Raw genomic sequence first — 8,330 nt, 5'->3', positions numbered from 1 at the left:
TGATTTCGTGATCAATTTGCTGAAAGGGGCTCTGCGATGAAATTTGGAATTCATGCGGGGCTGTGGCAGGCGCGATGGACCGATGAAATTACGCCGATATTGCGCGCCGTGGCTGATCTTGGATTTGACGGGGTCGAAGTGTCGCTTCTTGGGATGAGCGACGAAAAAGCCGAAGCCTTGGGCCGCGCTGTGCGGGACCATGGGCTTGAGGTGACGTGCTCGGACGGGCTTGCGCCGGACAAGGATATCACTTCGCCGAATGCGGAAGTGCGCGCGGCTGGCTTGGAATATTTGCGGTGGGCCATCTCGACTACAGCGCGCATCGGCTCGCGCGGTTTGGCCGGTGTGGTTTATGCGCCGTGGGGCGTTTTTGATCCCGAAAACAAGGTAACTCGCGCGGAGCGATCCGCGGAGGCCTTTGGTTTGCTCGACGAGCATTTGGCGGCCTGTGACGTGACGTTGGGCATTGAGGCGATCAACAGATTTGAGACCGATCTGGTCAATACAGCGGAGGAAGCGGCTGTCATGGCGCGCGCGTCGGGCTCGGACCGTGTCGGGGCGTTGCTGGATACGTTCCATCTGAATATCGAGGAAAAGGATATACGGGGAGCCATTGTCGCGGCTGCGGATCAACTTGTTCATTTTCATGTCTCGGACAATGACCGCGGCGTGCCGGGGTCAGGGCATGTACCTTGGCTCGTTGTGCGTGATGCCCTGAGAGAGGCGAATTACGACAGCTGGATTGTCGCGGAAATGTTTGTGATCGCGGGCAATCCTGCAAGCGCTGACCTGAATATCTGGCGCAATATCGAGCCAGAACCAACAGACGCTGCTGCGCGCGCCTTGGCATTTATGCGAAAGACTTTCGAATGATAGACGCCTTTCTTGCATCACTAGTCGTTCGGTTTGAGGTGTTGGAAGGCGATTTGAATGCTTTGGATGCGGCGACGGGGGATGGCGATCACGGCTCGACCATGTTGAAGGGACTTAAGGCGGCAGCGGGCGATCCGGCCGCACCCGAGAAGGCTTTTCGGCGAGCGGCGGGTGGTGCATCGGGGTCTTTGTTCGCTGTTGTTATTGCAGCCTTTAATCAAGCCGGTGAAGGCATGCCACTAAGTCAGACACTTAGTGCGGCCGTTGATAAAATCACAATGCTGGGTCAGGCGAAGGCAGGTGACAAGACCATGCTGGATGCTTTGATCCCGGCGTCACAGGCGGAGACGCTTGTGGCTGCAGTAGAGGCGGCCAAGGATGGGCTGCGCGCCACGAAGGGCATGGCCGCCAAGCGAGGTCGAGCCAAGCATGTGGAGGCTGCTGGCGTTGGGCATTTGGATGCGGGTGCCACTTCGGTTGTGGCGATGCTTGAGGTTTACGCGCAGCACAAAAGGGACGTCCAATGAAGAAGCTATTCAATTCAAAGGAGCGGATGCCGGACGACATGATCGACGGGTATATCGCGGCTTTTCCCGGTCTTCTGGCACGCGGTGCGGAGCCTCGGCTGGTGCGCCGTAAAAATTTACGCACCAAGGACGGCAAAGTAGCACTCTTGATTGGTAACGGCTGCGGTCACGAGCCGATTGCGATGGGCTTTGTGGGCGAAGGCCTTTTGGACGCGAATATCGTGGGCGATGTCTTCGCCGCACCATCGGCGGATTTGATTTTGGACGGCCTCGAAGAAGTGACGGGGGACGCCGGGGCCGTGCTGCTGATTTCGCGCCACGAGGGCGACGTCATCAACGGCAATGCAGCGGCTATGATGGCGCAGGATGAGGGGCTGAATGTTCAGCCCTTGCTGATGTACGATGATATTTCGTCCGCGCCAAAAGGGCAGGAAGAAGACCGACGCGGTGCGGCGGGAACGATGTTTATCTATAAGATACTTGGGGCGGCTGCGGAAGCGGGGATGGGCATCGACGCCCTGATATCGCTTGGCGCTGAAGTGCGTTCATCGACCCGTACTTTGGGAGCTGCGGTGACGCCGGGGGTCTCGCCTTTGACGGGAAAATTGATGTTCACCTTGCCCGACGATGAGGTTTTCATCGGGATGGGCGTGCACGGAGAGCCGGGCGTCGGACGCCGCAAATCCGAGCCGGTGAGTGATCTTGTAGACTTCATGACCTCCGAATTGCTTGAGGACCTCCCAATCGATGCTGGCACACCGACAGTTGTACTTGTGAATGGGGCAGGTGGGACCACGATGATGGAATTGTTGACGGTCTACGGCGAAGTTGCAAAGCAGTTTGAGGCACGTGGGATACCGGCAATCTCACCGATGATTGGATCGTATTCGACGACGCAAGAGATGGGTGGGTTCTCGATCTCGTTTCTCACACCGACGCCTGAGATGCTCGCGTTTTGGCGCGCGCCCCACGCAGCTCCGTATTTTCCGCATATTCACAGTCAGGTAGGGTAAACCCATGTCTCGCAAGTTCCATGGAGTAGCGGTCGATGCCGGAAGTGGGCTTGCGGCCAGCCTGATACAAGCGCGCGGCGTTGATGCGCAGGCCGATGACCTTTTGACATTCAAGCGCTCGATCTTGGAAGAGCTTGGCCCCTTTGCCAGCACGGTTCTTGTGGACGCAGCACTTGGGCCTGCACTTCTTGATAGCTATCCGGATGAATGTGCGCGGATGATGGCTTTTGAAGCGGATGTGTATCACATCTCGGGTGAGGACCGGATCACGGTGCTTCCCGAAAATCTGAAAGTCGCGGACCTGCCCGGTATGGGGGTCGAGTTGCTGAAATTCTTTATGTATTACGCGCCGGATGACGCGCCTGCGTTGAACCGTCAGAAGCAAGACCTAGTAGAAGAAATTGGTCGGCGATGCCACGCGGCCAGGGTCCAATACCTGATGGAACCGTTGGTTTATCACTCGACGCTTTTGCCCGGCAGCGAAGCCTATGCGCGCCATAAACCCGAGATGGTGCGCGCTGCTACGGCAGCATTTGCCGAACCGCGTTTCAAAGCGGATGTGCTAAAAGTCGAAATTCCCGTGGACCTCGACTATGTCGCGGGGTTCGGCGCGCCTGTCATGTCGCGCGAGGCTGCTTTGGACGCTTTTCGCGCCTGCGCAGAGGCCGCAAACGGGATCGACTTGGTGTATCTGAGTGCGGGTGTGACGTTTGAACGATTTGAAGCCTCGTTGAAGATGGCCGTCGAGGCGGGTGTTACGTTTCATGGGTTTATGTGCGGGCGTGCGATTTGGTCGGACGCGGTAGATGTCTTTGGCGAAGGTGGTGAGACGGTCTTGCGCAAGTGGCTGCAGGAAACAGGCGTTATGCGGCTTCAAAGGCTGATCGAGGCCGTAAGTTAGGGGATGGATATGCTACTTGAAGGAAAAGTTGCGGTTGTGACCGGCGGTTCAAGTGGCAATGGTCGCGCAATCTCCGAAGGATTTGTGGCACAAGGGGCCAAGGTCATCGTCGCAGATCTTAGGCCTGAGGGGCGCGAAGGCGGCACACCGACGGCAGAGGCGATGAACGCAAGTCATCCGGGCTGTGCAAAGTTCGTCACCTGCGATGTCTCAAAGATCGCTGATCTTGAAGCGTTGGTCGATGAGGCCGAGGCTTGGGGCGGGTTAGATATCATGGTCAACAATGCGGGAATTCTCCAAAAGGAGCCGTTCCTGGAAGCCAAGGAGGCGACCTATCAGCGTATGCAGGATGTGAACGTCAAAAGCGTATTTTTCGGCAGTCAAATGGCCGCGCGGGCAATGGTCAAACGCAAAAACGGTGTGATCATCAATATGTGCTCGATCGCTGGTATGCGCGGGACGGGCGGCTTTTGTCATTACAACATGTGCAAAGGCGCGGTTCGGCTGCTGACGTATTCGTTGGCCGATGAACTTGGGCCCATGGGTATTCGGGTGAACAACGTGAACCCTGGCATTATGCGCACGCAAATGAACGTCGAAGACGATCCGGTGATTGGGACTGAAACGGGCGAGGGGTATCTTGATATGATCCCGGCCCGGCGTTGGGGCGAACCAAGCGAAGTTGCTGACGCCTGCATCTACCTTGCGTCTGACCTTGCGAAATATGTAATGGGCACATCGTTGGTTGTTGACGGTGGGTATCTGCGGATCTGAGGAGCTTTTCATGAAAATCGCATTTATTCGGGCGTCTTTGCCAAGCTATTTCCCTGAGAAACATAACGTCTGGGATCGGGCAGAGGATGCTTTGTCGAGCCTGTGTGCCAGGGAAGGTGTTTCGCTTTTTGTGGTCCCGGATGTTCCGATGGATGCTGCGCAGACAGGCAAGGCGCTTCATCTGTGTCGCGCAAAAAAAGCTGATTTCGTATTGCTGCTGCACGGCGGTTTTACGATGGGCGATGTGGCGCGCACGGTCGCGGCCTCGGAGTTTCGTGTGGGCTTTTGGTCGGTCCCCGAGCCGGTGCGGACGGATGACGTTCAGCTCAACAATTTCGTTTCGCTTAATATGTCGATGTCGATTGCTCGGCAGGTACGCGATCTTAGAAGCCGCCCGGTGCAATGGTACCACGGCGCTCCGGAGAGCGAGGCGCTGCTTGGGAGATTGGGCAATACGCTCCGTGCCATTCGTGCGGCCACGGCATTGGAGGGCGCGCGGATTGGCGTGATCGGCGGGCTGGCGATGACGTTTTACAACATGGAAGTGTCTACCTCGGAGTTGCTGGCACGGCTGGGTGTCGAGGTTTCAAATCATGACATTCATGAACTGACGGATCGGATGCGGGCTTTGGATGACGCAAGGGTCGTGTCGGAAGCTGCGGCAATGGCTGCGGCAGCCACAGTGAAAGGCGTGTCTGATACTCAAATGGACCTCACGGCCCGCGCGGCAGTCGCGTTGCGGGATATGGCGGAGGCAGGAGGCTATGCAGCCCTTGCAGTGAGCGACTGGCCTGCGTTGCAGGACGACCCGGGCATGCATCCTGGCGCCGCGTTCACATGGTTGGAGGAAACACATGGGCTTCCCGTTGCCTCGGAAGGGGACGTGCTGGGGGCTGTGACGCAATTGGTTGCGGCATCTTTGACCGGGCGCGTGGGGTACTTGCTTGATATGACCGAGCCGGACCTTGACGCGGGGGATCTATTGATGTGGCACGGCGGGGGAGGTCCGCTTTACCTTGCCGATGATCGCGGCGCGCGGTGGATCAACCATCCGATGATTGGACGCGGAACCGATGCGGGGCCGATCTACGGGGCGATCAGCGACCTGGTGTTCCGGGACGGTCCAGTCAGTGTTTTTCGCATTGCTCGCAATGCCTCGGCACTCTTTGGCATGACCGCAGAGGTTTCCGGGCGCGAGCCTAGTGGATTTACAGGCTGTCGTGGCTGGTTGCAGGACTTTGTGATTGATGGCGAGGCGGCTGGTGTTGAAGACGTGGTGGCGTCGGTGATGGCGCATGGTCTAGAGCACCATTTTGTTTTGGTGCCCGGCAACTATGCTGCCGAACTGGCGGAATTTGCCGCGTGGACGGGCATGGAGGTTCTTGGGAAACGCCGGATGCGCGGCCACCTGGATGCGCGGGATTTTACTTAGAAGCGCGATCTAACTTCTTGTAAAGATCAAGAAAAATTTCATCGCGCTGCACATCATGTGCTTCGCGCATCTGGTGGCGAGCGGCGTCTTTCTGCCAATACAGATCGTCGTCCAGAATGGGGGATGACGTGAGAAACGTCGGCACCCAATCGGGATTGATGAGCCAAGCGATATTGATGATGTCCCAAATCACCCAGGTGCGGCGCTCGCGGTCGGTTATGGCAAACATCTCGTGCAGCGGGTTGTTTGTATACAGTTCCCAAAGGTAGTCGCCAATCGCGCCTTTGCCCTTCACGAAGGCTTCCATTTCCGGGCGCGAGATCTTCAGCTGTGCCCCGATATGGTAGCCGGGCAAGTAGATATGCGGCACGCCGCTGTCAAAAATCAGTCGCGATGCGTGGACGTCTTGCACAAGGTTCAGGGACGGACGGTTGCAATGCGGCGCGGTTGATGGATAGGCCGAGGTCCAGATCACAATGATTTTTGACAGAATTTCCGGCGCGCGCAGAAGGGCTGCCGCAATATTCGTGACGCATCCCATGGCCGCAATATAGAGAGGCTCATCGCCGGATTTGGCGAGATCGATGATCGTGTCGACCGCCTCGGAATTCACGATATCGTCCGGCGCGGTCATGTAGTGTGGTGCGCCGCGAAAGACCTTACCATCTGAGGGCATTCCAAGTTTTTCATATATTCGCAGGATTTCGACGTAGCTAAGTTCCATGCCTTCCGCCGGGCCGACAAACGACAGATCAGCCGCCCGTCTGCCTTGCGCATGAAGGCGGTCGATCCACCCCTGGAAGCCCCCGACAAGGTGCTCCTTGCGGCGTCCGCCTTGTTCTATTGCGCGTTCGGCGGCGAGGAGTTCTGGTTGATGGTGGGCAAAAGAAAACGGTTCGGCAGTGATAGCTTCAACAGTCATTTTCTCGGGCGACAGCAATGCCCAGGCCAGCGCGTATTGGTCATCAATCTCGTTGGCTGTGTCGGTATCAATCAAAAGCCGCACTGGGCCACCTTTTGGCAAAGTAAGACGCTCAGCCATCAAGTCGGGGGACAGTTTTTCAAAAGTTGGCATGGTGCAGTTCCTGATTAATGGCGAGGAGAACGGGCGCGCGGCGTAAGGTTGAAGCTAACGGGGCCGTTGCGAAAAACATCTTCGTGAAAGACCATCTGACCTTGATCATCGTAGGCAGAACAGGCTTGTTTCAGCAGGGGAACGCCGATTTCGACGCCGAAGATATGCGCGTGTTCGGCGTTTGCCAAAACGGGGCTGATGTCTTCGCACGCGGCGGACCATTCCATTTGGAAACGACGGCTAAGGATGCGGAGGATGGATTGCTCCGGCCCTTTCTCTGGAAAGTCCAGGCTGGTAGCGCCTTTCAAAAGAGTGCTTGGAGCATAGGTCATTACCAGCATGCGTGGCATTTGGTCGACAAGCCGCAGTCGGTTGACGCGGGTGACGTTAAGATTCGCCATTTCAGGTGGAAGATGAGCAAGTTCAGGCGCGTCGGCGTCAAAATGGTCCAGCGACAGAAAACGCGAAGTTGGTTCATGACCCGCCCGCAGCATCGCGTCGGTGAACGAGGTGAGGCAGGTATCTGAGGCAGGCGACAGGGTTAAAACGGTATAGCCGCTGCCTTGTTTGCTTTCCACGTACCCGTCCTGCACCAACATATCGAGCGCGCGCCGTATCGTGACGCGGCTGACGTCGAACTGCTTGGCAAGCTCGCCTTCGGTCGGCATGCGCCCCCCGATTGAGTATCGCCCATCCTTCAATCGACCAAGAATAACGCGGTAGGCGTGTTCGTATTTTGGCGTGGTTTCAGTTTCCATTATTTTATCCTCACGCGATCCAGACGCTTTTGGTCTGGCTGTAAAATGAGATAGCATCACGGCCCATCTCGCGTCCGTATCCGGATAACTTGACGCCGCCAAAGGGAGAGGCTGCGTCGGTTTCGCCCCAGCAATTCACCCAGACCGTGCCGGCCTGAAGGGCGTCGGCCATACGGCGCACGCGGGTGACATCCTGCGACCAAAGCCCGGCAGCCAGGCCGTAGGGGGTGTTGTTCGCGCGGTGCAGGGCCTCGGCATCATCCTTGACAGTGAGGACTGACAGCACGGGCCCAAACACTTCTTCTTGCGCAATTGTCATGTCATCGCGAACTCCGCCTACGATTGTCGGTGGGACGAACCAGCCTTGATCCCCGGCCCGCATGCCACCGGCCAGAATGTAGGCTCCCTGGGTTTTTGCTGTCTCAACATGCCCCAATATCATATGCATCTGCTTTTCGCTGATAACTGGACCAAGGTCGTGGCCGGGATCGTCCATGCCGGGCCCGTGCTGAGATTTGAAGCCATCTCGGTCAGACCTGCGACAACCTCGTCGTGCAAGCTTTCGTGTACCAACAGCCGTGATCCAGCCGTACAACTTTGGCCGTTATTGCCAAAGTTGGCCCAGAATGCGCCGGGGATTACGCACTTGAGATCCGCATCCGGGAACAAGATATTGGCCGCTTTTCCGCCAAGCTCTAGCGATACTTTCTTTAGGTTGCCTGCAGAGGCGGTGATGATTTTGCGCCCCGTGGCGGTGCTGCCGGTAAACCCTATTTTGGCCACATCGTGATGCGCGGCAAGGGCGGCACCTGCGTCAGCGCCAAAACCGGGAATGACGTTTAAGACGCCGGGCGGAAGTCCGGCTTCAAGGGCAACGTCCGCAAGATAAAGCACCGAAAGCGGCGTTTTTTCGGAGGGCTTCAGGACGACAGTGTTGCCCGCGGCAGGGGCGGGGGCCAGCTTCCACGCCGCCATCA

At 57.4% G+C, this 8,330-nt stretch carries 10 protein-coding genes; 6 read left to right on the top strand and 4 right to left on the bottom strand.

The features are described from left to right. The first annotated feature begins 36 nt into the window (after positions 1-36). The 6 genes from AC221Y_RS16480 to AC221Y_RS16455 are packed head-to-tail and all read left to right on the top strand — an operon-like array spanning position 37 to position 5,520. Positions 37-873 (top strand): sugar phosphate isomerase/epimerase family protein, encoded by an 837-nt coding sequence (locus AC221Y_RS16480; protein WP_299756706.1) that lies wholly within the window; start codon positions 37-39, stop codon positions 871-873. Further along, complete coding sequence (locus AC221Y_RS16475; protein WP_299756703.1) at positions 870-1,400, top strand: DAK2 domain-containing protein; 531 nt, start codon at positions 870-872, stop codon at positions 1,398-1,400. The genes AC221Y_RS16480 and AC221Y_RS16475 overlap by 4 nt, the downstream gene beginning before the upstream one ends. Beyond that, positions 1,397-2,413, top strand: coding sequence for a dihydroxyacetone kinase subunit DhaK (locus tag AC221Y_RS16470; protein ID WP_486707775.1), 1,017 nt, complete (start codon positions 1,397-1,399; stop codon positions 2,411-2,413). Before AC221Y_RS16475 ends, AC221Y_RS16470 begins: the two co-directional genes overlap by 4 nt. A gap of 4 nt (positions 2,414-2,417) precedes the next feature. Further along, entirely contained in the window at positions 2,418-3,314 is an 897-nt protein-coding gene (locus tag AC221Y_RS16465) for a tagatose 1,6-diphosphate aldolase (protein WP_486707774.1), read from the top strand. A gap of 9 nt (positions 3,315-3,323) precedes the next feature. Further along, positions 3,324-4,088, top strand: a complete 765-nt coding sequence (locus AC221Y_RS16460; protein WP_299756696.1) for an SDR family oxidoreductase — start codon at positions 3,324-3,326, stop codon at positions 4,086-4,088. Between the two features lie 10 nt (positions 4,089-4,098). Further along, on the top strand, positions 4,099-5,520 hold the full coding sequence (locus AC221Y_RS16455; protein WP_486707773.1) for an L-fucose/L-arabinose isomerase family protein: 1,422 nt from the start codon (positions 4,099-4,101) through the stop codon (positions 5,518-5,520). Here AC221Y_RS16455 and AC221Y_RS16450 read toward each other — a convergent pair. From AC221Y_RS16450 to AC221Y_RS16435, 4 genes are all read right to left on the bottom strand, one after another. Continuing rightward, positions 5,513-6,595 carry a nucleoside hydrolase gene (locus AC221Y_RS16450; protein WP_486707772.1) on the bottom strand — a complete coding sequence of 361 codons (1,083 nt, stop codon included), beginning with the start codon at positions 6,593-6,595 and terminating at the stop codon, positions 5,513-5,515. The two genes, AC221Y_RS16455 and AC221Y_RS16450, sit on opposite strands and share 8 nt — an antisense overlap. 14 nt (positions 6,596-6,609) lie before the next feature. After that, positions 6,610-7,353, bottom strand: a complete 744-nt coding sequence (locus AC221Y_RS16445; protein WP_486707771.1) for a GntR family transcriptional regulator — start codon at positions 7,351-7,353, stop codon at positions 6,610-6,612. A gap of 10 nt (positions 7,354-7,363) precedes the next feature. Continuing rightward, the gene (locus AC221Y_RS16440) at positions 7,364-7,801 is read right to left on the bottom strand and encodes an aldehyde dehydrogenase family protein (RefSeq protein WP_486707770.1); all 438 of its coding nucleotides are present in this window, start codon (positions 7,799-7,801) and stop codon (positions 7,364-7,366) included. Next, a partial coding sequence (locus AC221Y_RS16435; protein ID WP_486707769.1) for an aldehyde dehydrogenase family protein occupies positions 7,792-8,330 on the bottom strand: 539 nt, incomplete at its 5' end. The genes AC221Y_RS16440 and AC221Y_RS16435, both read right to left, overlap by 10 nt.

The sequence above is a fragment of the Boseongicola sp. genome, assembly GCF_057460485.1.
This window is presented reverse-complemented; position numbering and strand designations above follow the sequence as displayed.

Excerpts from the sequence above, each read along its gene's own strand:
- AC221Y_RS16480 (WP_299756706.1), top strand. The coding sequence starts at position 37 with ATGAAATTTGGAATTCATGCGGGGCTGTGGCAGGCGCGATGGACCGAT.
- AC221Y_RS16475 (WP_299756703.1), top strand. The coding sequence starts at position 870 with ATGATAGACGCCTTTCTTGCATCACTAGTCGTTCGGTTTGAGGTGTTG.
- AC221Y_RS16470 (WP_486707775.1), top strand. The coding sequence starts at position 1,397 with ATGAAGAAGCTATTCAATTCAAAGGAGCGGATGCCGGACGACATGATC.
- AC221Y_RS16465 (WP_486707774.1), top strand. The coding sequence starts at position 2,418 with ATGTCTCGCAAGTTCCATGGAGTAGCGGTCGATGCCGGAAGTGGGCTT.
- AC221Y_RS16460 (WP_299756696.1), top strand. The coding sequence starts at position 3,324 with ATGCTACTTGAAGGAAAAGTTGCGGTTGTGACCGGCGGTTCAAGTGGC.
- AC221Y_RS16455 (WP_486707773.1), top strand. The coding sequence starts at position 4,099 with ATGAAAATCGCATTTATTCGGGCGTCTTTGCCAAGCTATTTCCCTGAG.
- AC221Y_RS16450 (WP_486707772.1), bottom strand. The coding sequence starts at position 6,595 with ATGCCAACTTTTGAAAAACTGTCCCCCGACTTGATGGCTGAGCGTCTT.
- AC221Y_RS16445 (WP_486707771.1), bottom strand. The coding sequence starts at position 7,353 with ATGGAAACTGAAACCACGCCAAAATACGAACACGCCTACCGCGTTATT.
- AC221Y_RS16440 (WP_486707770.1), bottom strand. The coding sequence starts at position 7,801 with ATGCATATGATATTGGGGCATGTTGAGACAGCAAAAACCCAGGGAGCC.